This window comes from Streptomyces sp. NPDC038280 (genome assembly GCF_055600045.1).
On record NZ_JBVJYZ010000015.1, the window covers coordinates 151,198 to 176,333 of the forward strand.

The 25,136-nt window shown below is 72.0% G+C and carries 19 protein-coding genes, 1 rRNA gene and 1 pseudogene; 5 read left to right on the forward strand and 16 right to left on the reverse strand.

Annotated features, from left to right (window positions below; genetic code table 11):
- Nucleotides 1–4: 4 nt before the first annotated feature.
- Both ACZ7J0_RS26470 and ACZ7J0_RS26475 read right to left on the reverse strand, forming a co-directional pair.
- On the reverse strand, nucleotides 5–631 hold the full coding sequence (locus ACZ7J0_RS26470) for an NUDIX domain-containing protein (RefSeq protein ID WP_470891377.1): 627 nt from the start codon (nucleotides 629–631) through the stop codon (nucleotides 5–7).
- An 81-nt stretch (nucleotides 632–712) separates the two neighbouring features.
- On the reverse strand, nucleotides 713–2,362 hold the full coding sequence (locus tag ACZ7J0_RS26475; protein ID WP_470891379.1) for a CTP synthase: 1,650 nt from the start codon (nucleotides 2,360–2,362) through the stop codon (nucleotides 713–715).
- A gap of 468 nt (nucleotides 2,363–2,830) precedes the next feature.
- On the opposite strand from ACZ7J0_RS26475, the gene ACZ7J0_RS26480 reads away from it, so the two are divergent.
- Together ACZ7J0_RS26480 and ACZ7J0_RS26485 are read left to right on the forward strand one after the other, a co-directional pair.
- Nucleotides 2,831–4,633, forward strand: coding sequence for a glycoside hydrolase family 15 protein (locus ACZ7J0_RS26480; protein ID WP_470891418.1), 1,803 nt, complete (start codon nucleotides 2,831–2,833; stop codon nucleotides 4,631–4,633).
- Between the two features lie 89 nt (nucleotides 4,634–4,722).
- Nucleotides 4,723–6,123, forward strand: coding sequence for an FAD-binding oxidoreductase (locus ACZ7J0_RS26485; protein ID WP_470891381.1), 1,401 nt, complete (start codon nucleotides 4,723–4,725; stop codon nucleotides 6,121–6,123).
- A gap of 20 nt (nucleotides 6,124–6,143) precedes the next feature.
- Here ACZ7J0_RS26485 and ACZ7J0_RS26490 read toward each other — a convergent pair whose 3' ends face one another.
- Both ACZ7J0_RS26490 and ACZ7J0_RS26495 read right to left on the reverse strand, forming a co-directional pair.
- On the reverse strand, nucleotides 6,144–7,763 hold the full coding sequence (locus tag ACZ7J0_RS26490; protein WP_470891383.1) for a flavin monoamine oxidase family protein: 1,620 nt from the start codon (nucleotides 7,761–7,763) through the stop codon (nucleotides 6,144–6,146).
- A gap of 10 nt (nucleotides 7,764–7,773) precedes the next feature.
- Nucleotides 7,774–9,273 carry an APC family permease gene (locus ACZ7J0_RS26495; RefSeq protein WP_470891385.1) on the reverse strand — a complete coding sequence of 500 codons (1,500 nt, stop codon included), beginning with the start codon at nucleotides 9,271–9,273 and terminating at the stop codon, nucleotides 7,774–7,776.
- A gap of 161 nt (nucleotides 9,274–9,434) precedes the next feature.
- Between ACZ7J0_RS26495 and ACZ7J0_RS26500 the strand changes: the two genes are divergently transcribed.
- Complete coding sequence (locus tag ACZ7J0_RS26500; RefSeq protein WP_470891387.1) at nucleotides 9,435–11,063, forward strand: PucR family transcriptional regulator; 1,629 nt, start codon at nucleotides 9,435–9,437, stop codon at nucleotides 11,061–11,063.
- Between the two features lie 126 nt (nucleotides 11,064–11,189).
- Here the strand turns inward: ACZ7J0_RS26500 and ACZ7J0_RS26505 are convergent, their stop codons facing one another.
- The 5 genes from ACZ7J0_RS26505 to ACZ7J0_RS26525 form a co-directional block, all read right to left on the reverse strand.
- Complete coding sequence (locus ACZ7J0_RS26505; RefSeq protein ID WP_470891389.1) at nucleotides 11,190–12,266, reverse strand: glycosyltransferase family 4 protein; 1,077 nt, start codon at nucleotides 12,264–12,266, stop codon at nucleotides 11,190–11,192.
- 205 nt (nucleotides 12,267–12,471) lie between these two features.
- Nucleotides 12,472–14,190 carry a DNA repair protein RecN gene (gene recN, locus ACZ7J0_RS26510; RefSeq protein ID WP_470891420.1) on the reverse strand — a complete coding sequence of 573 codons (1,719 nt, stop codon included), beginning with the start codon at nucleotides 14,188–14,190 and terminating at the stop codon, nucleotides 12,472–12,474.
- Between the two features lie 583 nt (nucleotides 14,191–14,773).
- Nucleotides 14,774–15,709 (reverse strand): NAD kinase, encoded by a 936-nt coding sequence (locus tag ACZ7J0_RS26515; RefSeq protein WP_470891391.1) that lies wholly within the window; start codon nucleotides 15,707–15,709, stop codon nucleotides 14,774–14,776.
- The gene (locus ACZ7J0_RS26520; RefSeq protein WP_470891393.1) at nucleotides 15,706–16,521 is read right to left on the reverse strand and encodes a TlyA family RNA methyltransferase; all 816 of its coding nucleotides are present in this window, start codon (nucleotides 16,519–16,521) and stop codon (nucleotides 15,706–15,708) included. The genes ACZ7J0_RS26515 and ACZ7J0_RS26520 overlap by 4 nt, the downstream gene beginning before the upstream one ends.
- 7 nt (nucleotides 16,522–16,528) lie before the next feature.
- Complete coding sequence (locus tag ACZ7J0_RS26525; RefSeq protein ID WP_470891395.1) at nucleotides 16,529–16,801, reverse strand: hypothetical protein; 273 nt, start codon at nucleotides 16,799–16,801, stop codon at nucleotides 16,529–16,531.
- 42 nt (nucleotides 16,802–16,843) lie between these two features.
- Between ACZ7J0_RS26525 and ACZ7J0_RS26530 the strand changes: the two genes are divergently transcribed.
- The gene (locus tag ACZ7J0_RS26530; RefSeq protein ID WP_470891397.1) at nucleotides 16,844–17,191 is read left to right on the forward strand and encodes an SCP2 sterol-binding domain-containing protein; all 348 of its coding nucleotides are present in this window, start codon (nucleotides 16,844–16,846) and stop codon (nucleotides 17,189–17,191) included.
- Here the strand turns inward: ACZ7J0_RS26530 and ACZ7J0_RS26535 are convergent.
- The 4 genes from ACZ7J0_RS26535 to ACZ7J0_RS26550 form a co-directional block, all read right to left on the reverse strand.
- Nucleotides 17,188–18,066: an ABC transporter ATP-binding protein gene (locus tag ACZ7J0_RS26535; protein WP_470891399.1), complete on the reverse strand. Its 879-nt coding sequence runs from the start codon at nucleotides 18,064–18,066 to the stop codon at nucleotides 17,188–17,190. The two genes, ACZ7J0_RS26530 and ACZ7J0_RS26535, sit on opposite strands and share 4 nt — an antisense overlap.
- A complete protein-coding gene (locus tag ACZ7J0_RS26540) occupies nucleotides 18,063–19,115 on the reverse strand; it encodes a FecCD family ABC transporter permease (RefSeq protein ID WP_470891401.1) in 1,053 nt (350 codons plus the stop codon). Before ACZ7J0_RS26540 ends, ACZ7J0_RS26535 begins: the two co-directional genes overlap by 4 nt.
- Nucleotides 19,112–20,161 carry a FecCD family ABC transporter permease gene (locus ACZ7J0_RS26545; protein ID WP_470891422.1) on the reverse strand — a complete coding sequence of 350 codons (1,050 nt, stop codon included), beginning with the start codon at nucleotides 20,159–20,161 and terminating at the stop codon, nucleotides 19,112–19,114. Before ACZ7J0_RS26545 ends, ACZ7J0_RS26540 begins: the two co-directional genes overlap by 4 nt.
- Before the next feature lie 149 nt (nucleotides 20,162–20,310).
- The gene (locus ACZ7J0_RS26550; protein WP_470891402.1) at nucleotides 20,311–21,360 is read right to left on the reverse strand and encodes an HAD-IIA family hydrolase; all 1,050 of its coding nucleotides are present in this window, start codon (nucleotides 21,358–21,360) and stop codon (nucleotides 20,311–20,313) included.
- 72 nt (nucleotides 21,361–21,432) lie between these two features.
- Here ACZ7J0_RS26550 and ACZ7J0_RS26555 point away from each other — a divergent pair, with 72 nt between their 5' ends.
- Complete coding sequence (locus tag ACZ7J0_RS26555) at nucleotides 21,433–22,716, forward strand: DUF1015 domain-containing protein (protein WP_470891404.1); 1,284 nt, start codon at nucleotides 21,433–21,435, stop codon at nucleotides 22,714–22,716.
- Nucleotides 22,717–22,783: 67 nt separating this feature from the next.
- On the opposite strand, the gene ACZ7J0_RS26560 is transcribed toward ACZ7J0_RS26555, so the two are convergent.
- The 3 genes and pseudogenes from ACZ7J0_RS26560 to rrf form a co-directional block, all read right to left on the reverse strand.
- A complete protein-coding gene (locus ACZ7J0_RS26560) occupies nucleotides 22,784–23,554 on the reverse strand; it encodes a tetratricopeptide repeat protein (protein WP_470891424.1) in 771 nt (256 codons plus the stop codon).
- Between the two features lie 168 nt (nucleotides 23,555–23,722).
- Nucleotides 23,723–24,517: pseudogene (locus ACZ7J0_RS26565) on the reverse strand (tetratricopeptide repeat protein); the annotation flags it as partial.
- A gap of 531 nt (nucleotides 24,518–25,048) precedes the next feature.
- Nucleotides 25,049–25,136: ribosomal RNA gene (gene rrf, locus ACZ7J0_RS26570) — 5S ribosomal RNA — on the reverse strand; the annotation flags it as partial.

Here is a 25,136-nt window from a genome sequence, read left to right on the forward strand (position 1 = left end):
GGGCCTACGCCTCGAACGGCCTCGCCGGCCATTCCGCTTCCGCCGGGCGCAGGGTGTCGAGGCCCGGGCCGTTGAGCACGACCGTCAGGGCGAGGGCGCCCACCACCAGGCAGTTGTGGTGGAGCTCGCCCGCCAGCGCGCCCTTCACCAGATCCTCCAGCGGCACCCGCGCCAGCTCCATGTCCGCCTCTTCCTCGGCGACCTCGAAGCGCTCGCCCTCCGCCGCCGAAAGGCCCCGCGCGAGGAAGATCCGTACGGCCTCGTCGCAGCCGCCCGGCGTCGTGTAGACGTCCGTCAGGACGTTCCACTCCTCCGCCTTGACGTGCGCCTCCTCGTACAGCTCCCGCTGCGCCGCGTGCAGCGGGTTCTCACCGGGGACGTCCAGCAGGCCGGCCGGGATCTCCCACAGCTTCTGGCGCACCGGGTGGCGGTACTGGCGCAGGATCAGGACCTGGCCCTCGTCGTCGAGGGCGAGGACGGCCACCGAACCGGGGTGGACCTGGTAGTCGCGGCGTGCGACCGACCCGTCGGGCATGACGACGTCGTCGGCCCGGACACTGGTCTTGTTCCCCCGGAACGGGGTCGCGGTCGCGGTGACCCGCCACTCCTCGGGCGTGTCCTTGATGGTCATGAAGACGTCCTCCCTCGCACAGAAAACCGGGGCACGTGCCTGAAGAAGGCTCGTACCCCGGTCAACCGTATCGCCTGTGCGCTACTTGCCCGTCTTGCGCTCCACGGCCGCCTTCACCAGGCCCGCGAACAGCGGGTGCGGGCGGGTCGGACGCGACCGCAGTTCCGGGTGCGCCTGGGTGGCGACCAGGTAGGGGTGCACCTCGCGCGGGTACTCGACGTACTCGACGAGCTTGTTGTCGGGGGAGGTGCCCGAGAAGACGATGCCCGCCTTCTTCTCCAGCTCCGCGCGGTAGGCGTTGTTCACCTCGTAGCGGTGGCGGTGGCGCTCCTCGACGTAGGGCTGGTCGTCGTAGACCTCACGGACGATCGAGCCCTCGGCGAGCTTCGCCGGGTAGAGGCCGAGACGCATCGTGCCGCCCAGGTCGCCGGCGCCCTCGACGTACGCGAGCTGCTCCTCCATCGTCGAGATGACGGGGTGGGCGGTCGCGGGGTCGAACTCGGTCGAGTTGGCGTCCGGGATCTCGGCCAGGTTCCGCGCGGCCTCGATCACGATGCACTGCAGGCCCAGGCACAGACCCAGCAGCGGGACCTTGTTCTCGCGGGCGTACTGGATGGCGCCGACCTTGCCGCTCACGCCGCGGTCGCCGAAGCCACCGGGGATGAGAATGGCGTCGACGTCACCGAGCTGCTTCTTCGCCCCGGCCGGGGTCTTGCAGTCGTCGGAGGTGACCCACTTGACCTTGACCCGGGCCTTGTTCGCGAAGCCGCCGGCCCGCATCGCCTCGGTGACCGAGAGGTAGGCGTCGGGCAGGTCGATGTACTTGCCGACGAGCGCGACCGTGACCTCGTGGTCGGGGTTGTGGACGCGGTCCAGCAGGTCGTCCCAGGTGGTCCAGTCGACATCGCGGAACGGCAGGTCGAGCTTGCGCACGACGTAGGCGTCCAGGCCCTCGGTGTGCAGCACCTTCGGGATGTCGTAGATCGACTTGGCGTCGATGGCGGCGACCACCGCGGCCTCGTCGACGTCGCACATCAGCGAGATCTTGCGCTTGATGGCGGTCGGGACGTCACGGTCGGCGCGCAGCACGATCGCGTCGGGCTGGATACCGATGTTGCGCAGGGCGGCGACCGAGTGCTGGGTCGGCTTGGTCTTCAGCTCGCCCGACGGGCCGATGTAGGGCAGCAGCGAGATGTGCACGACGAAGACGTTGTCCCGGCCGACCTCGTGGCGGACCTGGCGGACGGTCTCCAGGAACGGCAGCGACTCGATGTCACCGACCGTGCCGCCGACCTCCGTGATGACGACGTCGACGTCGTCGGTGGCCATGCGGCGGATGCGGTGCTTGATCTCGTTGGTGATGTGCGGGATGACCTGGACGGTGTCGCCCAGGTACTCGCCGCGCCGCTCCTTGGCGATGACCTGCGAGTAGACCTGGCCGGTGGTGACGTTGGCCGAGCCGTCGAGGTCGACGTCGAGGAAGCGCTCGTAGTGACCGATGTCCAGGTCCGTCTCGGCGCCGTCGTTGGTGACGAACACCTCGCCGTGCTGGAACGGGTTCATCGTGCCCGGGTCGACGTTCAGGTACGGGTCGAGCTTCTGCATGGTGACGCGAAGACCCCGCGCCTTGAGCAGCGCACCCAGGCTGGAGGCGGTCAGGCCCTTGCCGAGGGAGGACGCGACACCCCCGGTGACGAAGATGTGCTTGGTCGTCGTGGATTTGGGCGGCATCGCCAAGAGGGGGCTCCCGTGGTCGCTGAGTCGAGGTGCGTACCGGCTTCCGCCCAGATTTCGGGGGTGCCGTCGCTGCGGTTTCGGGGCCCCTGGATTTCACAGGGCGACCACCGGTCCACGGGGTACCAGGGTATCAGCGACGGCGGGCGGCTGCTTCCGGCCACGCGCGGCAGTCGTCCGTGCACTTCGGGCGACGACCCCCGGGGGTTCACCCCTTCGCCACCCTTGAGTCAAGCGTTCGGCCGCGCCGTGTTGCCAAGGCGGTCGCGCAGATCATCACCGTGCGTCGTATCCTGCTCGGACACTCGCTGCCGAGCCAGGCCGGCCAACGGCACCACCCCCGCCCACCGGAACAAGAGCTCGTCAACGATCCCTTGACCGCAGAGACTCATGTGAGACACAGAGTCATGTGAGACTCAGTAAGCGCCCCGCGGGGCGGACGTGGCCGTTCGACTGGAGATGCACGTGGCCGGGCGCATCGAGGATTACGCACTCATCGGAGACATGCAGACCGCTGCCCTGGTCTGCCGGGACGGCTCGGCGGACTGGCTGTGCCTGCCCCGCTTCGACTCGCACGCCATCTTCGCCGGGCTTCTCGGCACGGAGGACCACGGCTTCTGGCGGGTGGGGCCCGCGCACGCGGAGGGCACCACCCCACCGGCCGCCGACCGCCGCCGGTATGTCGGCGACTCGCTCATCCTGGAGTCCGAGTGGGACACGCCGCGCGGCACCGTCCGCATCACGGACTTCATGCCGCCGCGTGACGGCGCCCCGCAGCTGATCCGCATCGTGGAAGGCGTGAGCGGGCGCGTCCCGATGCGCTCGGCGCTGCGGATGCGCTTCAGCTACGGCCGTGTGGTGCCGTGGGTGCACAAGGTGGACGGGCGTACGGTCGCCGTCGCCGGGCCCGACTCCGTCTGGCTGGATACCGCCGTCGAAACGCACGGCGAGCACCTGACGACGTACTCCGACTTCACCGTCACCCCCGGCGAGCGGATCGCCTTCACGATCAGCTGGCAGCCCTCCCACCACCAGCCGCCGGCGCTCCCCGACCCCGAGGGCGCGCTCGACGCGACCGCGGACTTCTGGCGGGGGTGGGTCGAGCACTGCACGTACCACGGGCCCTACCGCGAGGCCGTGGTCCGTTCGCTGATCACCCTGAAGGCGCTGACGTACGCGCCGACCGGCGGGATCGTCGCCGCCCCCACCACCTCGCTGCCGGAGGAGATCGGTGGCGTACGGAACTGGGACTACCGCTACACCTGGCTGCGGGACGCCGCGATCACCCTCTCCTCGCTGCTGCGCACCGGCTACCGCGAGGAGGCCAGCGCCTGGCGCGAGTGGCTGCTTCGCGCGGTCGCCGGCGACCCGGAGAACCTGCAGATCATGTACGGCATCGCGGGCGAGCGCGAGCTGGGCGAGGCGGAGCTGGACTGGCTGCCGGGATACGAGAACTCGAGTCCGGTGCGGGTCGGCAACGGCGCCGCGCACCAGCTGCAGCTCGATGTGTACGGCGAGGTCACCGAGGCGCTGCACCTCGGCCATATGACGGGTCTGGCGCGCAACGACTACGCCTCGCTGCTCCAGCTGAAGCTGATCCGCTACCTGGAGAACCACTGGGACCAGCCCGACGAGGGCATCTGGGAGGTGCGCGGGCCGCGCCGGCACTTCGTGCACTCCAAGGTGATGGCCTGGGTCGCCGTCGACCGGACGATCAAGCTGATCGAGTCCGGGGACGCGGACGGCCCGCTGGAGCGCTGGCGGGAGCTGCGGGACGACATCCACCGCGATGTCTGCGAGAAGGGGTACGACAAGGAGCGGAACACCTTCACGCAGTCGTACGGCTCGCAGGAGCTGGACGCCTCGCTGCTGCTGATTCCGCAGATGGGCTTTCTGCCGCCGGACGACAAGCGTGTCATCGGCACGATCGAGGCGATCCAGCGTGAGCTGTCGACCGAGGACGGCTTCGTCCTGCGGTATCCGACGGCCGGCGAGGACGCGGGCGTGGACGGCCTGGAGGGCGACGAGGGCGCGTTCCTCGCGTGCTCGTTCTGGCTCGCGGACGACCTGGCGATGATCGGGCGGGTGGACGAGGCGCGCAGGCTCTTCGAGAAGCTGCTCGGGCTGCGCAACGACCTCGGTCTGCTCGCCGAGGAGTGGGACCCGCGGCTGCAGCGGCAGGTGGGGAACTTCCCGCAGGCCTTCAGTCACGTTCCGCTGATCGACACGGCGCTGCGGCTGACGGCGAGCGGGGCGTACGGCGGCTAGCCGGCGGGGGCCGGGGACCGTTCGACGCGTCGTCGGTCCCCTTCCGGGCTAGTCTGAAATGGTCCTGTCGCCCCTTGGAAGGGGGCACCATGGCTCCCCCCGGCGTGAAGAACAGCGTGAAGAGCACGGCTCTGGACGGCTTCCGCGAGGAACTGTCCGGCGATGTCCTCGTCCCCGGCGATCCGGGCTACGACGAGGCCCGCAAGGTCTTCAACGGCATGATCGACCGGCATCCCGCAGTGATCGCCCAGTGCGGCTCCGAGGAGGACGTGGCCCGGGCGGTCCGCTTCGGGCGTGAGCACGAGCTGGCGATCGCGGTCCGCGGTGGCGGGCACAGCGTGGCGGGTACGGCCCTCGTCGAGGGCGGTCTGGTCGTGGACCTCCGCCGGCTGAATTCGGCGGACGTCGATGCCGAGGTCCGTACGGTGCGTCTCGGCGGCGGCGCCATCATGAGCGACATGGACCGGGCGGCGGAGCCGTACGGCCTGGCGACGACCGGCGGCCGCGCTTCCACCACCGGCGTCGGCGGCTTCACCCTGGGCGGGGGCTCCGGCTGGCTGGAGCGCCTGCACGGGCTCGCCTGCGACAACCTGGTCTCCGTCGACCTCGTCACCGCGGAGGGCGTGTCCGTCCACGCGAGCGGCGACGAGAACCCGGAGCTCTTCTGGGCGCTGCACGGCGGCGGCGGCAACTTCGGGGTGGCCACGGCGATGACGCTGCGGCTGCATCCGCTGCCCTCCTTCGCCATGGCGCTGATCCTCTACCTGCCGGAGCGGGGTCCGGAGGTGGTCCGGACCTACCGCGACCTCCTGGCTTCGGCGCCGGACGAGGCCGGGGGCGGGGCCGTCTACATGACCGCGCCGCCCGAGGAGTTCGTACCGGAGCACCTGGTGGGACAGCTGCTGTGCGGGGCGCTGGTGACCTACGCGGGCACCGAGGCCCAGGTACGCGAGCTGTCCGGGCCCCTGCTGGACATCCCGCACGAGGGCGAGGTGATCGGCGCGCTGCCCTACGCCGACTTCCAGTGCATGCTCGACGATCCGCCCGGGCTGCGGAACTACTGGTCCGCCGAGTATCTCGACGCCCTCCCCGACGAGGCCGTGGACCGATTCTGCGCCCGCGCCCACAGCATGATCGTTCCGTCCGGCAGTCAGCATGTGCTGTTCCCGCTGGGCGGCGCGCTGGCGAGGACGGGGGCCGAGTACCCGATCCCCTGGCGCCAGGCTCCCTGGGCCACCCACCCCTTCGGGATCTGGGACGACCCGGCGGACGACGACCGCGGCAGGAAGTGGGTCCATGACGTCCGCGAGGACGTCGAGCCGTGGTCCACCGGGGCCGTCTACCTCAACTTCACCGGCCAGGAGGGCAGGGAACGGGTCGTCTCCGGCTTCGGCGCCGGCAACTACCGGCGCCTTGCCGCGATCAAGGCCGAGTACGACCCCGACAACGTCTTCCGGCTCAACCACAACATCGAGCCGGCCCCCGAATAGGGCCGTCGGAGCCGAGTCGGCTATCGGAGCGCGGCGATCACCTCCCGCGCGGCCCGCTCGCCCTCGGTGGCGCCGCCCTCCATGAAGCCCTGGAAGTCGTAGCTGCAGTGCTCGCCGCCGATGTGGACGCGGCCCTGCGGGGTGCCCTCGTACCCGGCGTAGCGGTGGAGGTACCCCACCGGCCAGCACGAGTAGGCGCCCAGGGAGTACGGGTTGCGGTGCCAGGCGGACAGCTGGGCCCTGCCGGTGAAGGCCCCGGAGGTGCCGGGGAAGAACGCGTCGATGCCCGCGAGGTACCGCGCGGCGAGGTCGCGTACATACGGGTCCGTCTGGGTGGAGAAGGGCCCGGCCGGCGTGAGCGACCTGGCGAGGTCGCCGCCGCCGTACTGGAGGAGGATGCCGCCGGCCCCAGGCTGGATCTTCGTGGTGTCCCAGGTCTGCTGGACCGTGGTGTCGGTGAAGCAGTCGCCCGCCGACACTCCGGGCCAGGGGCCCGTGCCGCGCCAGGGCCTCGACGAGAACTGCATGTTGAGCTTGGTGCAGTACCCCATACGGGCGTCCCGCAGCAGGTTCGTCATGAGCGGGTCGAATCCGGCTCGGGACAGATCGAGGCCCTGGAGGATGGGCAGCGGGACGCAGAGGATGGTGCGGTCCGCGGTGACGGTCCTGGTGGAACCGCCCTCGGTGAAGGTCAGCGTCTGGGTGCCGTCGGCGTTGGCGCGGACGGCGGTCAGGGACCAGCCCATGCGCAGGGTTCCGGCGGGCAGGGACTGGGCGATCGCGCGTGGGAGTTGGTCGTTGCCGCCGGTGATGTGGTAGCGCTCGTTGGACAGGCCCCAGACGTTGAAGTCGCCGGGATTGGTCTGGTAGCCCATGAGCAGGACCAGGGCGAGCGCGGACTGCTCGGTGGTCTCCGCGCCGTACTCGACGTTGTAGGCGACGTCGATGAACCGGCCGAGCGGGGAGCCGTGTCCGCCGGGGACGCGCGTGTCGATCCATTCGTATATCGACATGTTGTCGAGTGCGGTGCCGGCCGGGGTGGTCTGGTTCCACTTCACCTCACCCGCCTCGGACAGATCGCGGTGGAGGGACTGGTAGACCGCCTTGAAGTCCTCGTCGGCCCGGGTCCGGGAATAGTAGGTGCCCTGGAACCACAGGACTTCCTCGGCTCCGTTCGGTCCGCCGCCGAGGAAGTCCTCGACAGGAAGCCCGAAGCGGCGACAGAGCTCAAGGATCTTCTTGTGGCTGGTGTCGATCAGCTCGCCGCCGATCTCGGAGGTCTGGCCGTTCGACCAGAGGTCGCGCTGGGTCCACATCCTGCCGCCGACACGCGACGGATTGGCTTCGTAGAGCGTGCAGTTCAGACCCGCGTCCTTGAGGGTGAGGGCCGCGGTGAGCCCGGAGATCCCGGCACCGACCACGGCGATCCGGGGTGCGGCGGCGGATTCGGCGGCGCGGGCCGGGGCGGGCCGGACGGCGGCCCCTCCGATCCCGGCGGCGAGACCGAGGGCGGCCGCCCGGGTCAGCAGCTCGCGCCGGGTGGAGCCGCGCACCTCGGCCACGGGCAGGTCCAGGCGCCTGGCGGCGGAGTGTTCGGCGGCGAGTCGTCTCAGGGCGTGCATCAGAGGCGTACGGGACATGGCTGGCTCCTCAGACGGTGGCGGCGGTGGGGGTCTCTTCGCGTTCGGCCGCGTCCTCGAGGACGATCCGGCCGATGATCTCGTAGCGCTCGGGGCGCTTGGCCCGCAGGTAGAAGCCGAGGCCGAGGCCGCCGAAGCACACCGCTCCGACGATCCACGGGATGGCCTTGAAGACGAGCGAGTCGGCTGCCGTGCCTGCCGCCGTGTCCATGTTGATCACCAACAGGACGACGACGGCGATCATGCCGATGCCGCCGAGCAGCGGGGCGGTGAAGGTCCTGAACCAGTGCCGGTCCTCGGGGTGGTTCTTGCGGAAGTAGCCGATGACGGCGAAGGAACAGAGGGTCTGGACGATCAGGATCGCCATCGTGCCGAGGATGGCGAGCAGCGTGTACAGGTGGATGTACGGGTCCTGGCCGGTGACCCAGAAGACACCGACGAGGACGACGGCGATCGCCGACTGGACGTAGGAGGCGATGTACGGGGAGCCGTGCTGGGGGTGGGTGCGTCCGAGCGCGGGATGCAGGAAGCCCTCGCGGCCGATCGCGTACAGATAGCGCGAGGCGCACTGGTGGAACGCCATGCCGCAGGCGAAGGAGCCGGTGAGCAGCAGCCATTGGAAGGCGTCGACGGCCCAGGCGCCGATGAAGGAGCGGGCCGGGTCGAAGAAGAGGTCGAGGGGGCTGGTGGAGCCCGACGCCTTCACCGCGCCGCTCAGGCCGTTGCCCGCGATGGTCATCCAGGAGACGTAGATGTAGAAGAGCCCGACCCCGACGACGGAGATCAGGGTCGCCTTGGGGATCACCCGCTTGGGGTCGCGGGACTCCTCGCCGTACATCGCGGTCGACTCGAAGCCGACCCAGGACCAGAAGGCGAAGAAGAGCCCCAGGCCGGCGGAGCTGCCGGTGAAGGCGTTCACGGGGTTGATCGGCTCGACCGGTATGCCGTCCGGGCCGCCGCCCGCGAGCAGGACGGCGGTGGCCACCGCGAACAGCACCGCGATCTCGGCGATCAGCATCACGCCGAGCGCCTTGGCGGTGAGGTTGATGTCGAAGTACGCGAGGACGGCGGTCACCGCGAGCATTCCCGCCGCGTACACGATCCACGGCAGGTCGACACCGAGCTGGTCGGCGACCGTCGTTTTCGTGAAGTAGGCGAAGACGCCGACGATCGAGGCCTCGAAGACGATGTACGCGAGGACGGCGAGCATCCCCGAGGCCATTCCGGCGATGCGGCCGAGGCCGTGGGAGATGTAGCCGTAGAAGGCGCCCGCGGCGGTGATCCGCTTCGCCATGGCGACATAGCCGACCGAGAAGACGGTCAGGACGACGGTCGCGAAGAGATAGCCGGCGGGCGCGCCGGTGCCGTTGCCGAAGCCGACGGCGATGGGAACGTTGCCGGTCATCGCCGTGATCGGTGCGGCGGTCGCCACGGCCATGAAGACGACGCCGACGAGTCCGACGGAGTTCGCCTTGAGCCGCTGCACCTCTGGGGTGGGGTTCTCTGCCATGGCGCGACACCATCCTCCGGGGTGACGTAGACCACAATCGACAGGCGGTCGCACAAATGCCGGGCGGGGGCGACGAGTTGTCGGGTCAGACGGCCGGAACACCACGCTTGTGACCGTGGGGTGATGTTGCCGGAACATCGACGCGGGTAGCGTCCGGACGTATGGACAATCAGGGCGGGATCACCGTGCAGCGGGCGCTTGAGCTGCCCGGACTGCGCGGCGGACTCCCGGAAGTGGTCGCCGGCGCCGACCGGCTGCACCGCACGGTGCGCTGGGTACACGCCGGCGAGGTGCCCAACATCGCGTCACTGCTCAAGGGCGGCGAGCTGCTGCTGACGACCGGCCTGGGGCTCGGGACCCGCCCCGCCGAGCAGCGGGCCTTCGTCCGGCGGCTCGCGGACCGCGGGATCGCGGCGCTCGTCGTGGAACTCGGCCCGCGGTTCTCCCGGCTGCCGGCGACGATAGTGGACACGGCGCGGGCGGCCGGTCTGCCGCTGGTCCAGCTGCATCGCGAGGTGCCGTTCGTGGCGGTGACCGAGGAGATCCACACCGAGATCGTCAACGGCCACTACGCGCTCCTTCGGCAGGCCGAGGAGGTCCACCGGCAGTGCACGGAGGCGCTGCTCGGCGGCGGAGGAGTCCCCCAGGTCCTGCGGATCCTCGCCGACTTCACCGCGAACCCGGTCTTCCTGGAGACGGCGGACGGCCAGCTGCTCTACGCGGCGGGGACCGAGTCCGGCCCGGCCGCGGCCGACCCGCTCCAGGTGTGGGACGGACTGCGCGGACAGCGGGAGGCGAGGGAGGCCCCGCCGACGGGAGCGGTCCTGGTGGACGTCCCTGGCGGAGGACCGGGGACGGGCGCCGTACGGGCCCGTCTGGTGCTGCTCGCCGTGTCGACGCCGCTGTCCCTCGTCCACCGGATGGCGGCCGAGCGGGCGGCGGGCATCCTCGCGGTGGTCCTGATGCAGGCCCGGCAGGAGGAGGAGCTGGCGGCGCGCGGCCGGGGCGACTTCCTCACCGACCTCGCGGAGGGCCGGATCACGGCTGAGGACGCGCCCGCGCAGGCCCGGGTCCTCGGCTTCAAGCCGGGCGACGGGCCGCTGCTGCCGGTGGTCATGCGGCTGGCCTCGGAACTCTCCCCGTCCGGCAACTGGGCCCTGCTGGCCCGGGCCGTACTGGAAGAGCTGTCGTCGGTGGGCGTACCGGTGCTGCTGGGTGTGCGTCCCGTGGAGGGCCGGGTGCCCCTGCTGCTGGGCCTGCGGTCGGAGTCGGAGCGTACGGCGGTCGCGGACCGGGTCGCCGCGGCGCTGCGGGCGGGCGTGGAGCGGGCCGGCCTGGAACGCGCCGGGGTCCATCCGCCGGTCGTGGTCGTCGGTGTCCCGGGCAGCTGGGCGGCGGCGTCGGCGGGGCTGCGGCACGCGGCCGAGACGGCGACGGCCGCGCAGGGCCTCTCGGACCGTCCCTGGTACGACGCCCGCCGGCTGGACATCGACCTGCTGCTGTGGCGGCTGCGGGACCATCCTGACCTGGCGGCCTTCGTGGACCGGGCGATCGGCCCGCTGCGGGACCACGACCGGTCCTCGCGGCCGCCCCTGCTGCCGACTCTGGAGACCTACTTGGCGCACGCGGGCCGCAAGGCGGAAACGGCCCGCGAGCTCCACCTGAACCGTCAGACGCTGTACAACCGGCTGGGCCGCATCTCCGAACTCCTGGGTACGGACCTGGACGATCCGCAAACGGTCCTGGCGCTGTCGCTGGCGCTGAGGGCGCGGAGGCACACGGTGGCGTAGCGGGAGGGGCCCAGGATCCTGCCGTACGGCCCCGTGGGCGCGGTGCGGGCCAGAGCCCGGCCGTGTGCCCCGTGGGCGCGGAGCACACGGTGGCGGGTACAGCGCGGAGCGGGCCGGGACCTGGCCCTACGCCTCCGTCAGCTCGTCGTACACACTCAGGACCTGCGCGATGGTCTCGTCCTCCGTCGGCCAGGTCGACGCCTGCGCCCGGCCCGCCGCCGACAGTGCCGCGCGCCGGTCCCCGTCGGCCAGCAGCCCGGTCACCGCCTCCGCGAGCGCCTCCATGTCCCCGTACGGCACCAGCTCCGCGGCGTCCCCGACGAGTTCCGGGACTCCGCCGACCGAGGTGGCGACCAGGGGGACGCCGAGGCGCAGGGCCTCCTGGGCCAGGAGGGAGCGGGCCTCCCAACGGGACGGAAGGATCGCGACGTCCGCGGCGGCGAGGAGTTCGGTGATGTCGTCGCGGCGGCCGATCAGCCGGACCGGAAGTGCCTCCGCCTCGATCCGCCGTTGCAGCGCGGCCCGCTCGCGCCCCTCGCCCGCGATGACGAGCAGCGGCTGGGGGTCGAGGTCCCGCCACCGCTGGGCCGCGTCGAGGAGTATGTCGTACCCGCGGTCGGGCACGAGACTGCCGACGGCCATCAGCAGCGGCCGCTCGACGGCGCCCAGTTCGGCGCGCGCCTTGCCGTCGTGCGGGCCGAAGGGGCTTCGGGCGGCCGGGATGGTGATCGGTGCCAGACGGGCGTCGCGGGCGCCCCGGCGGCGGGCCCGGTCGACCAGTTCGGAGGACGTCCCGAGAACAACGGCCGCCGCCCGTACGGTCCTTCGCTCCAGGAGTCGCAGCAGTCCGCCCCGCGCACCGTCGGCGTGGCTACGGGTGTGCCAGGTGACGACGAGGGGGGTGCGTCCGCCGCCGAGGGCGAGACCCGTGCGGACGGCGGCGTGCAGCCCGTGCGCGTGGACCACGTCCGCTCCGGCGCACGCGAGGCGCAGCGCGGCGACGGTCGCGGGGTCGTTGCGGCGCGCGACGGGCACGAAGTGCGCCCCGGCGCCGAGGAAGTCGTAGACGCGGTCGAGTTCGGCCGGGGCGCAGACGGTCACCCGCACTCCCCTGGCCACGAGCCCCGCGGCAAGTGATCTGACGTGTGCGCTGCTGCCCGCGCTGCCGCCGCCCAGCACTTGGACCGTACGCAGCTGTGTCACGCGCCCAAGGATGCCAGTCCGTACGCACGTTCCGGCACCGGTGCGGCGTCGTTCCCGTGTCGGGCGCAGCAACTCCGCGCCCGGGATCACTCACACGGGTGATCCCGGGAGGGGGCGGCGCTGACGGTCGCTGATGACGGCGTCAGCCGTCGGCGCGGTCCGGGCGCGGTCCGGGCGTGCGGCCGGCACGTCGGCAATCCAGGCGTCAGCCGTCCGCGCGGGCCGTCGCCAGCAGTTCCTCCGCGTGCGCCCGGGCCGTCTCCGAGTCCTCCTGGCCGGCCAGCATCCGGGACAGTTCTCGTACTCGGTCCTCGCCCTCCAGGACGGTGACGCCGGAGCGGGTCACCGAGCCGTCGTTGGTCTTCTCGACGAGCAACTGCCGGTCGGCGAAGGCCGCCACCTGCGGAAGGTGGGTGACGACGACGACCTGCGCGGACTTGGCGAGCTTCGCGAGGCGACGTCCGATCTCGACGGCCGCCTTGCCGCCGACACCCGCGTCGACCTCGTCGAAGAGATAGGTCGGGACCGGATCGGTCCCCGCGAAGACGACCTCCACGGCGAGCATCACCCGTGACAGCTCACCGCCGGACGCCCCCTTGGCGATCGGCCGGGGCGGGGCGCCGGGGTGCGGGGCGAGCAGCAGCTCGACCTCGTCGGCGCCGGACGAGGAGTACGCGACGCGGCGGCCGCCCACCTCCACACCGTCCGGGTCCTCGGTCTGCCGGATGTCGAAGGACACGCGCGCGTGGGGCATGGCGAGCGAGGCCAGCTCGGCGGTCACCGCGTCGGCGAACCGCGCGGCCGCCTCCGTACGGGCGTCGGTGAGGGCCTGGGCGAGACCGGACAGCTCCGCCCGCAGCTTGTCGCGCTCGGCGGTCAGCTCGCCGATGCGCTCGTCGTCACCCTCCAGCTCGGTCAACCGGCCGGCGCTCTCCTGCGCCCAGGCGAGGACGGCGTTGATGTCCTCGCCGTACTTGCGGGTCAGCCCGGTCAGGGCGGCGCGCCGCTCCTCGACGGCGGAGAGCCTGCGCGGGTCGGCGTCCAGGTTGTCCGCGTAGCCCGCCAGTTCCCCGGCCACGTCCGAGAGCAGGATGGAGATCTCACCGATCCGGTCGGCGAGCGCGGCGAGCGCGGGGTCGTGCGAGCGGACCGCGTCCAGCGCCCGGCCGGCCCCGGCGACGAGGGTCGTCGCGTCGACGGACTCGGGATCCTCGGGATCGCCCGCGAGCGCGCCGTGGGCGTGGGACGCGGCGGAGGCCAGGGCCTCGGCGTGACCGAGGCGTTCCGCCTCGGCGGCCAGCTCCACGTCCTCGCCGGCGCGCGGCTCGACCGCCTCGATCTCGCCGAGGCCGAAGCGCAGCAGGTCGGCCTCCTGGGCCCGCTCCCGCGCGCGCGTGGTCAGCTCGTCCAGTTCGGTGGTGACGGCGCGCAGTCGCCGGTACGCCTCGGTGTAGGTGGCGAGCGGCGCGGCGACCGCGTCGCCCGCGTACCGGTCGAGCGCGCCCCGCTGCCGGGCCGGCTTGAGCAACCCCTGCTGGTCGGTCTGTCCGTGGACGGCGACGAGGTCGTCGGCGAGTTCGGCGAGCAGCCCGACGGGCACGGAACGCCCGCCGAGGTGCGCCCGGGAACGCCCTTCGGCCGAGATCGTCCGGCTGACGAGCAGCGCGCCGTCGTCGAGCTCGGCGCCCGCCTCCTCGGCCCGTACCGCCGCGGACGCGCCGGCGGGCACGCTGATGCGCCCTTCGACTACGGCGGACGCCGCACCGATCCGCACCAGGGCGGGGTCGGCGCGACCGCCCAGCAGCAGCCCAAGGCTGGTGACGACCATGGTCTTGCCCGCGCCCGTCTCGCCGGTCACCGCGGTGAAACCGGGCGACAGCTCGATGACCGCGTCGTCGATGACTCCGAGCGACCGTATCCGCATCTCCTCCAACACGGACAAGACCTTACGAGGTCAGAGGGCCGGTGTGCGACGGGCCCTGCCCGGTGTCGGCGAAGGCGCAGGTCGCGGCGGACCGCTGTCACCCGCCGGAGTGGGGAGGTCACCGCGAGGGACACCGCGGCGGGGAGAGGCGAGACCCGACGGCCGGAGCGGGAAGTCCCCTCTTCCGGCCGCTGGCCCGGCGCCCCGGCCATGGAGACCGACCAGGGCGCGTCGCCCGTCCTGGTCCACTCCGGTGGGCGCTCCCCCGTACGTCCCCCGGGCCCGGCCCCACGGGCAAAGCGGCGTCTCCGAACCGCTCGGACTGCTCGCCCCGGCCTGCCGGTCCCGCGGCGACGCGGCCGACGGTCGTGGCGCTCGGACCGAACGACCGGTGCACGCGGTGACACGCCACCGTGCCAAGGCGGTCGTGAAGGGCGCTCGGACCGAACGCGTCGCGACCACACGGCGGCGCTGAGGTCGTGGACGGCGGACGTGCCGACGGGGCGGCAGGGCGGCAGGGCGGCAGGGCGGCAGGCAGGGCGTAGGGCCGTAACGCCCCCGACCGTGCCCGCGCCCCGCCCGGCTAGTGCGGCGCCCCGCGCCAGCCGGACACCGGCAGGGCGAACTTGGCGACCAGACGGTCCGTGAACGACGCGTGGTGCAGTCGCGCCAGGCGGACGGGCACCGCGCCCCGGCGTACCTCCACGCGGGCTCCCGCGGGCAGTTCGACGGTCCGCCGACCGTCGCACCACAGCACCCCGTGCGGGGTGTGCGGCTCCACCTCGACCGCGAGGACCGAGTCCGGCGTGGTGACCAGTGGCTTGGCGAACAGCGCGTGCGCGCCGATCGGCACCATCAGCAGCGCCTCCACCTCCGGCCAGATCACCGGGCCGCCCGCCGAGAAGGCGTACGCGGTCGAGCCGGTCGGCGTCGCGCAGATCACGCCGTCGCAGCCGAAGCCGGTCACCGGGCGCCCGTCGATCGCGAGGACCACCTCGAGCATCCGCTCCGGGGAGACCTTCTGCACGGCGGCCTCGTTGAGGGCCCAGTCGGAGTGCAGCACATCGCCGTTCTGGTACACGGCGACGTCGAGGGTCATCCGCTCCTCGACCTCGTAGGCGCGTGTCACGACCCGGTCCACGACCTTGTCGAGGTCGTCGCGCTCGGCCTCGGCGAGGAAGCCGACCCGGCCCAGATTGACGCCGAGCATGGGCACTCCGGACGCCCGGGCGAACTCGGCGCCGCGCAGCAGGGTCCCGTCGCCGCCCAGCACGATCAGCAGCTCACACCCCACGAGGACGTCGGAGCAGGCCTCGGGCACGGTCTCCACGGCCGACGGCAGCGGAAGATCGGCCGCCTCCGCCGCGAGGACACGGACGCCGATGCCGCTGCGGAGCAGTCCCTGGACCACGAGTTCCGCGCTGCGCACGGCCGCCGGACGGCCCGTGTGCGCGACCAGGAAGACCGTACGCGGTGCTTCGGACGGTTCTACTGGCGTTGCTGCTGTCGTTGAGCTCAACGAGGTCCCTCCGCCACGGCGCGGTCGACATCCGCCGGATCGAGCGCGGGCGCCCCGGCCCGCAGCCACAGAAAGTACTCGACATTGCCGGAAGGGCCCGGCAGCGGGCTTGCGGTGACGCCCAGCACACCGAGACCCAGCTCGCCGGCCTGCCGTGCCACGTTCCTCACGGCGTCGGCGCGCAGCTCGGTGCTCCGGACGACTCCGCCCGTACCGAGCCGTTCCTTGCCCACCTCGAACTGCGGCTTCACCATCAGCACCAGATCGGCGTCGGGGGCCGTGCAGCGCACCAGCGCGGGCAGCACGAGGCCGAGCGGGATGAAGGACAGATCACCGACGACGAGGTCGACCGGCTCCCCGTCGATGAGGTCGAGCGTCAACTCGCGTACGTTCGTGCGGTCCTTGACGGTGACCCTGTCATCACTCTGGAGCGACCAGGCGAGCTGTCCGTAGCCGACGTCCACGGCGACGACGTGCGCGGCGCCCGCCCTCAGCAGGACGTCGGTGAAGCCGCCGGTGGACGCGCCGGCGTCGAGCGCCCGCCTGCCCTCCACCTTCAGCCCGCGCGGCACGAAGGCGGCGAAGGCCCCGGCGAGCTTGTGGCCGCCCCGGGAGACGTAGTCCGGGTCACTGTCGTCCTGGGTGACGACAATGGCCGCGGCGGTCTCCACCTGGGTGGCGGGCTTGGTGGCGGTGGCTTTGCCGACCGTCACCCGCCCCGCCGCGATCAGCTGGCTCGCGTGCTCACGCGAGCGGGCGAGCTTGCGACGTACCAGCTCGGCGTCGAGGCGGCGGCGTGCCACTCCTGCCACGTTCGGTTCAGCTCCTGTTGTCGTACGGCTCGGGGCGGCCCGCCGGCCGCGCGTCGAGCGCGGTCAGCGCGTCCCGCAGTCCCCGGTGTACATCCTCGTACACCTGAAGGTGTCCGTCCGCAGGGAGGTGGTCCGCGTCGGCGAGACGCTCCAGGCAGGCGTCGACACCGGGGTTCCCGGTGGGGGCTCGCTCCACGCCGAGGGGCGCGGGGGCGGCGGGGTCGTACGCCTCCGGGGCGGCTTCTTGGGCGGCCTCGGGCGCGTCGGGCGCTTCGCTCATGCCCAGACGCTACCGCGAAGCACTGGGGTACGGTCGGTCTCGATGGCCACGATGGAGGAGTGCCGCGGCGCACTCGACAAGCTTTCGGACACGCTGGCGCGCGCGAACGGCGAGGTGCGCGGCGCTGTCGCGCTCGACCGCACCCTGAGCTGCCACATCACCGACCTGGACACCACCTTCACGGGGCGGCTGCGCGACGGCCGGATCGAGGGCGTGGAGGCGGTGGACGGCCCGCCGCCCACCCGGGCCCAGATCCGGCTGGCGATGACCGGTGACGACCTGGTGGCGCTGGTAAACGGCGAGCTGAACTTCGCGCGGACGTGGGCCTCGGGCCGACTCCGGCTGGAGGCCGGATTCCGCGATCTGCTGCGCCTGCGCTCGCTGCTCTAGCTGGACTCCCCCGCCGGGGCGGCGGCGCCGGCCCTGGCGCGAGCCTTGCGCCCTGCCGGGACGACGAGCGGGGTCCCGGTCTCGGGGTCCTCGATGACCTGGCAGCGCAGCCCGAAGACCCGTTCGACCAGTTCGGCGGTGACCACCTCGGACGGCGGGCCCTCGGCGACGACCTTCCCGTCCCGGACGGCGATGAGGTGCGTGGCGTACCGCGCGGCGTGGTTCAGATCGTGCAGGACGGCGACGAGCGTGCGGCCCTGCGTCTCGTGGAGCTCGGCGCACAGGTCCAGTACGTCGATCTGGTGCTGGATGTCGAGGAAGGTCGTCGGCTCGTCGAGCAGCAGCAACGGGGTCTGCTGAGCGAGGGCCATGGCGATCCAGACGCGCTGGCGCTGGCCGCCGGACAGCTCGTCGACGTACCGCTCCGCCAGCTCGGCGACGCCGGTCGCGGCCATCGACTCCTGGACGATCCGCTCGTCCTCGGGGGACCACTGGCGCAGCAGGCCCTGGTGCGGGTAGCGCCCGCGGGAGACGAGGTCGGCGACGGTGATCCCGTCCGGCGCGATGGACGACTGCGGAAGCAGCCCCAGCGTCCGGGCGACCTGTTTGGCGGGCATGCGGTGGATGGCCTGACCGTCGAGGAGCACCTGCCCCAGGGAGGGCTTCAGCATCCGGGACAGCGCGCGCAGCAGGGTCGACTTGCCGCAGGCGTTCGGTCCGACGATCACGGTGAAGGAGTGGTCGGGGATCTCGACGGAGAGGTCACGGGCGATGACCCGCTGGTCGTAGGCGAGGGTGACCGACTCCGCGCTGAGGCGCTGGCGCTGCATGGACGTACTCCTGGGGTTCTTCTCGGTCGTGGACGCGTCGGTCATATCCGGCCCGCCTTGCGTTCGGTGACCAGCAGCCACAGCAGGTAGCAGCCGCCGACGACCCCGGTGACGACCCCGACCGGGAGCTGGCGCTCGCCGAACGCGTTGGTGGCGGTCCAGTCGGCGACGAGCAGCAGGGCGGAGCCCATGAGGGCGGAGGCGCCGAGGTTGGGGCCGGGTGAGCGGGTGAGCCGGCGGGCCAGCTGGGGGGCGCTCAGCGAGACGAAGACGATGGGGCCCGCGGCGGCGGTGGCGACGGAGACGAGCAGGACGGCGCAGGTCATCAGGACGACCCGGGTCCGCTCGACCCGTACTCCGAGCGCGTACGCCGCGTCGTCGCCCATCTCCAGCATCCGCAGCGGCCGTCCGAGACCCAGCATCAGCGGGAGCAACACCGCGCACACACCGAGCAGCGGCCAGAACTGGGCCCAGTCGCGGCCGTCGAGCGAGCCGGTCATCCACAGCACCGCACGGGTGGCGTCGACCAGCTTCGCTTTGGTGAGCAGATAGTGGATCACCGCGGTGAGCATGGCGGCGATCCCGATGCCGACGAGGACGAGCCGGTAGCCGTGCACGCCGCGCTTCCACGCGAGCAGATAGACCCCGACGCCTGTGACCATGCCGCCGACGACCGCGCCGCCCGCCACCGCGGTGGCGCTGCCCTGGAAGAGGACGATCACCGAGAGCGCGCCGACGGTGGCGCCCTGGCCGAAGCCGATGACGTCCGGGCTGCCCAACGGGTTGCGGGAGATCGACTGGAAGGCGGCGCCGCCGATGCCGAGGGCCGCGCCGACCAGGATGGCGACGAGGACCCGGGGCAGACGGAGGTCCTGGACGATGAACTCCTGGGCGACGGTGCCGTTGCCGAGGAGGGTGGCGACGACGTCGCCGGGCGCGATGGGAAAGTCGCCGCTGCCGATGAGGACGACGCCTGCCGCGAGGGTCACCCCGGCCAGCAGAAGCATGGCGAGGGCGGCCCGGGGCTCGACCCGTACGGAGAGCCCGCCGGGTGTGCGTATCGCCTTCACCGTACGGGTGGTGGGCACGGTCACAGCTGGGCCATCCTCTTGCGGCGTACGAGATGGATGAAGACGGGTCCGCCGAGGAGCGCGGTGACGATGCCGACCTGGAGCTCGGAGGGACGGGTGACCACCCGCCCGATGACGTCGGAGCCGAGCAGCAGGACGGGCGCGAGCACGGCCGCGTACGGCAGGATCCAGCGCATGTCCGGTCCGGTGAGGGCGCGGACGAGGTACGGCACCATCAGGCCGACGAAGACGATCGGCCCGCAGGCGGCGGTGGCGGCCCCGCACAGCAGGGTGACGGCCAGCATGGCGAGGACCCGGGTGCGGTTGAGGTTGGCCCCGAGCGCCCTGGCGGTGTCGTCGCCCAGCTCCATCGCGTTGAGCGGCCGGGCGATCAGCAGCGTGAGCACGATGCCGGCCAGGATGAACGGCGCGACCCTACGGACCGTCTCCATGTCGGCGACGGCCAGCGAACCGACGGTCCAGAAGCGGATCCGGTCGAGGGCCGCCGAGTCCAGCAGCTGCACGGCGTTGACATAGCCGTAGAGCGCGGCGGTGGAGGCGGTACCGGCGAGCGCCAGGCGTACGGGTGTCGAGCCGCGGCTGCCGCCGAGCAGATAGACGACCACGGAGACGACGGCCGCGCCGAGGAACGCGAACCACACATAGCCGCTGATCGAGGTGACACCGAAGAAGGAGATCGCGGTCACGACGGCGGCGGACGCGCCGGCGTTCACGCCCAACAGGCCCGGCTCGGCGAGCGGGTTGCGGGTCAGTCCCTGCATCACTGCCCCGGAGAGCCCGAGCGCGGTGCCGACGAGCAGCCCCAGCAGCGTTCTGGGCACCCGGACGTCCTCGACGATGACGTCGTTGCCGACCCCGGTGTTGTGGAACAGGCCGTGCCACACATCGGCGAGCGGCACCTCTTTGGCGCCGACCATGATGCTCGCGACACAGACCAGCAGCAGGACACCGAGGGCGACCAGCAGCCCGAGCGCGCGTACGGAGTTGCGCCGGGGGGGCTGGGCAGCGGCTATCGGCTCCGCGCTCGTTCGGGGAGGACTGTCGACCAACACGAGGTTAGGTTAGCCTAGCCTGCCATCACCTTCGAGCTCAGAGGCACGGAACCCGGACGTACGCCCCGCCCTGTCCGGCGGCCCGTACGCCGCCGGTCCCCTCCCCGCGGTCGCTCGGCGCCGCCACGGAGGGAGGACACAGACACTCACCACCCCAGCCGGGCCAGCGCCTTCCCGGCGTCGAGCGCGCACGAGCCCTCGCCCGCGCGCGTCCACGCCGCCGCGCACAGCGCCCGCAGACCGTCGAGCGCCTCACCGTCCCCCTCCGGCTCCTCCAGGACAAGCACCTCGCCCCGGGCCGACGCGGTCCAGCCCCCGCACGTGAAACCCCCGTCGGCCTCGGAGACTTCCGGTTGACCGGTCAACAAGCCGCGCAGATCCGCGTCCACATACGTCGGCCGGTGCTCCGGCACCGCCGCGAGCAGCTGCGCGGCATCCGTCACCCCGGTCAGGACGAGCAGCGAGTCCACACCCCCGTTGAACGCGCCCTCGATGTCCGTGTCCAGCCGGTCCCCGACCACCAGCGGCCGCCGCGCCCCGGTCCGCAGCACGGTCTCCCGGTGCATCGGCGGCAGCGGCTTGCCCGCCACCTGCGGCTCCGCGCCCGTGGCGATGCGGACGACCTCCACGGCCGCGCCATTGCCCGGCGCGATGCCCCGCGCACTCGGAATCGTCAGATCCGTATTGGACGCGAACCACGGCACCCCGCGGGCGATCGCGTAGCAGGCCTCCGCGAACCGCCCCCACGGCAGCTCCGGCCCGCCGTACCCCTGCACCACCGCCACCGGGTCGTCGTCCGCCGACTCCACCGGCTCGAGCCCGCGCTCCCGCAGCGCGACCCGCAGCCCCTCACCGCCGATCACCAACACCCGTGATCCCGTGGGGACCTGGTCGGCGATCAACCGTGCCACGGCCTGCGCCGACGTGATCACGTCGCCGGCCTCGGCCGGGACGCCCAGCTCGGTCAGATGCGCGGCCACGGCGTCCGGCGTCCGCAGCGCGTTGTTGGTCACGTACGCGAGATGCATCCCGCCGGCCCGAGCGGCACCCAGCGCCTCCACCGCGTACCGGATCGCCTCACCGCCCGCGTACACCACGCCGTCGAGGTCGAGCAGCGCCGTGTCGTACGCCTCGCTCAGCGCGGCCGCACTCCCACGCGGCCGGTCGTTCGGCCGATTTTTTCCCTGCTGCCCCATAGATCCCTGCTCCTCGTTCGCTGCCACTCCCCCGATCATCGCGCATGCCGCCACCCCACATACGATGACGAAATGAACACCTCAGGTCCCGAGGCCAACGACGGTCTGCACCTGCTCCCGTTCCGCGGACTGCGGTACGTCCCCGAGCGGGTCGGCAGCCTCGCCGCCGTGACCTCACCGCCGTACGACGTCGTCGTCCGGCCGGACGGCCTGAACCATCTGGAATCGGCCGACCCGCACAACATCGTCCGGCTGATCCTGCCGCAGGCCGACACCGCGGGAGAACGCCACCGGCAGGCCGCGCAGACCCTGGAACGCTGGCTGTCCGACGGTGTTCTGGCCCCGGACCCCGAACCGGCCCTGTACGTCTACGAGCAGCGAAGCGGCGACATCCTCCAGCGCGGGATCATCGGCGCCCTGGAGCTGTCCAGCCCCGCCGAGGGCGTCGTCCTCCCCCACGAGGACGTCATGCCACACGTCGTCGAAGACCGCGCCGCCCTGATGCGCACGACCGCGGCCAACCTGGAGCCGCTGCTCCTGACCTACCGGGGCAACGGCAGCGCGACCGGGGCGACGGCCGTCATCGAACGCGCCATCCACCGAACCCCGCTGCTCTCCACCACCACCGAGGACGGCTTCAGCCACCGGCTGTGGTCGCTCACCGACCCGGCCGATCTCGCCGCCGTCTCCGCCGACCTGACACAGCATCAGGCCCTGATCGCGGACGGCCATCACCGCTGCGCGGCCTATCTGCGGCTGCGCGACGAGCACGCCGGGACGCCCGGCCCGTGGAACTACGGCCTGGTCCTCCTCATCGACACGGCCCGCTACCCCCTGCGCGTCCGCGCCATCCACCGCCTGCTCAACCGTCTCCCGCTCGCCGACGCACTCGCGGCCCTCGGCGACGACTTCCGCGTCCGCCCGGTCGAGGGACCGCTCCCGCGGGCCCTGGAGGTCCTGGGCACCGCGGCCGGCGAAGGCAACGCCTTCCTGCTCGCCGGCGACGGCGGCTTCCACCTGGTCGACCGCCCGGACCAGGACCTGCTCGCCCGTACGATCCGCACCGACCGGCCCGAGGCCTGGCGCACCCTGGACGCCACGGTCCTGCACTCCACGCTGCTCGACCACATATGGGGCATCCCCGACGCCCCCGAGGCCGTCACCTACATCCACGACACGGAGGCCGCGGTCGAACTGGCCGAACGCCGGGGCGGCACGGCGGTGCTGATGCATCCGGTACGGGAAGAGGTCGTCCGGGACCTCGCCCGCCAGGGCGTCACCATGCCGCGCAAGTCCACGTCCTTCGGGCCGAAGCCGGCGACGGGCCTCGTCCTGCGCAGCCTGCTGCTCGACTGACGGGCCCGGGTCACCGGCAACAAGAACGGGCGGCACCCCGAGAGGTGCCGCCCGTTCTTGTGCGACATCAGGCCTTGTCGTCGCCCTCGACGTCCTCGACCACGTCGTGCTCGACCGCGGCGTGCTCGACGGAGTCGTTCCTGACCACGGTGTCGGCTTCGGTGTCGTCCGACTCCTCGGCCTCCTCCGGCTCCTGCGTGAACTCCGCCTCGTCGGCTTCGTCGACGGCGTCGACGAACTCGACCCCGTCCATCTCGGCCAGCCGGTCGGAGGCGTCGGTGGCCCCGTCCTTGTCGGCCTCCAGCGCCTTGGCGAACCACTCGCGCGCCTCGTCCTCACGGCCCGCCGCGAGCAGCGCGTCGGCGTACGCGTAGCGCAGCCGCGCGGTCCACGGCTGAACCGAGCTGGAGGCAAGCTCGGGGCTCTGCAGGGTCACGATGGCGGCGTCGAGCTGCCCCATGTCCCGGCGCGCACCGGCGGCGACGAGCCGCATCTCGACCTGCCCGGCCTTGTCCAGCTTCTGCACCTCGGGCTCACCGGCCATCGCCATCGCCCGCTCCGGCCGGCCCATGCCGCGCTCGCAGTCGGCCATGACGGGCCACAGCTCCACGCTGCCGGTCATCCGCTTGGCGGCGCGGAACTCGGCCAGCGCCTCCGAGTACTTCTGCGTCGCGTACGCGGCGAAGCCGGCGGCCTCCCGTACGGCGGCGACACGCGAAGCGAGCCGCAGGGCGACGCGCGAGTACGCGTACGCCTGCTCCGGGTCCTCGTCGATGAGCTTGGCGACCATCACCAGGTTCCTGGCGACGTCCTCGGCCAGGGTCTTCGGCAGGCTCATGAGCTCCTGGCGCACGTCCTGGTCGATCTCGTCCCCGGTGACGTCCTGGGGGATCGGCAGGCGCTTGATGGGCTCGCGGTCACGGTCACGATCGTCGCGACGGCCATAGCCGCCACGGTCATCGCGGCCGCGGTCGTCACGGCCGCGGAAACCACCGCGGTCGTCGCGCCGGTCGTCGCGGCGGCCGTAGCCACCACGACCGCGGTCGTCGTCACGACGCGGACCACGGTCATCACGGCGGTCGTCACGACGGGGACCACGGTCGTCGTCACGACGGAAGGCCGGACGCTCGTCACGCCGGTCGTCGCGGCGGAACGGCGGGCGCTCGTCGCGACGCTCGAAGCCACCACGGCCCCGGTCGTCGTCGCGACGCGGACCGCGGTCATCACGGCGGTCGTCACGACGGGGACCACGGTCGTCGTCACGACGGAAGGCCGGACGCTCATCACGACGCTCAAAGCCACCGCTCGGACGGCCATAGCCGCCACCACGGTTGTCATCACGACGCGGACCACGGTCATCACGCCGGTCGTCACGGCGCGGGCCACGGTCGTCGTCACGACGGAAGGGCGGACGCTCATCACGACGCTCGAAGCCACCGCTGGGACGGCCATAGCCGCCACCACGGTTGTCATCACGACGCGGACCACGGTCATCACGCCGGTCGTCACGACGGAAGCCACCACCGGCGGACGGACCACGGTTGTCGTCGCGGCGGAAGCCGCCCTCGCGACGGGGGCCGCGGTCGTCGTCCCGACGGGGGCCGCGGTCGTCACGACGGTCGGGGCCACCACTGGGGCGCCCGTAGCCGCCACCACCACGGTTGTCGTCACGACGGTCGTCGCGCCGGAAGGCCGGACGGTCATCACGACGGTCGTCGCGCCGGAAGCCACCTCCACGGTTGTCGTCACGGCGGCCGTAGCCGCCACCACCGCCGGAGGAACCGCGGTTGTCATCGCGGCGGAAGCCACCGCCGCCACCGCCACCACGGTTGTCATCGCGACGCGGGCCACGGTCATCGCGACGGTCAGGGCCACCACTGGGGCGCCCGTAGCCGCCACCACCACGGTTGTCGTCACGACGGAAACCGCCACCGGAGGAACCACGGTTGTCGTCACGGCGGAAGCCACCGCCGCCACCGGCCGAAGAGCCACGGTTGTCATCGCGCCGGCCGTAGCCGCCCCGGCCGCGGTCGTCGTCCCGACGCGGGCCGCGGTCGTCACGACGGTCGCCGCGGTTGTCATCCCGACGGAAGGCCGGCCGGTCATCACGACGCGGCCCACGGAAGCCGCCACGGTCCCGGTCATCACGACGCGGCTCGCGCTCCGGACGATCGTCGGAGGAGTTGGGGGACATGGGGAAGGCTCCTGTCTTTGGGTACCGCTGTCATTCTCGCGCAGTCGGCGATCCGACGCGCTTCGGGAAATACAAAGCAAAAAACAAAAGGACCCTTGGTCCCAGCGTGAACGCTGGGACCAAGGGTCCTGAAAGATTGTTCGGCGGCGTCCTACTCTCCCACAGGGTCCCCCCTGCAGTACCATCGGCGCTGAAAGGCTTAGCTTCCGGGTTCGGAATGTAACCG